The following is a 546-nucleotide window of genomic DNA, read 5'->3' on the forward strand; positions in this document are numbered from 1 at the left end:
CATTATCTTTTGTTGCTGTAGCTGGAACACTTGGTTCTGACACATTGCCTGCTGGATCTGTTGCTTTCGCTGTTACGTCTCCTGCTGGAAGCTCTTTCGTTGGTGTGATTGTAGCTTTTCCGTTTTCGTCTGCTACGCCTTCACCAAGCTTGTGACCATCTTTGTCGAACAACTCAACTTTAGATCCTGGTTCTGCACTTACTTCAACTGGTGTCTTAGTTCCTGCTTTATCTGTTAAGTCTGTCTTAACTTCTGGTTTAGCTGGTGCTTTTGTATCCTTAGTTGCGGTTGCTGGAACACTTGGTTCTGACACATTGCCTGCTGGATCTGTTGCTTTCGCTGTTACGTCTCCTGCTGGAAGCTCTTTCGTTGGTGTGATTGTAGCTTTTCCATTTTCGTCTGCTACGCCTTCACCAAGCTTGTGACCATCTTTGTCGAACAACTCAACTTTAGATCCTGGTTCTGCACTTACTTCAACTGGTGTCTTAGTTCCTGCTTTATCTGTTAAGTCTGTCTTAACTTCTGGTTTAGCTGGTGCTTTTGTAT

At 44.3% G+C, this 546-nt stretch carries 1 protein-coding gene; it reads right to left on the minus strand.

Annotated features, from left to right (window positions below; translation table 11 throughout):
- The coding region (locus SK629_RS10840; RefSeq protein WP_042901889.1) for an Ig-like domain-containing protein at window positions 1-546 on the minus strand (546 nt) is incomplete at both ends.

This window comes from Streptococcus mitis (assembly GCF_000722695.1).
GTDB lineage: Bacteria > Bacillota > Bacilli > Lactobacillales > Streptococcaceae > Streptococcus > Streptococcus mitis_O.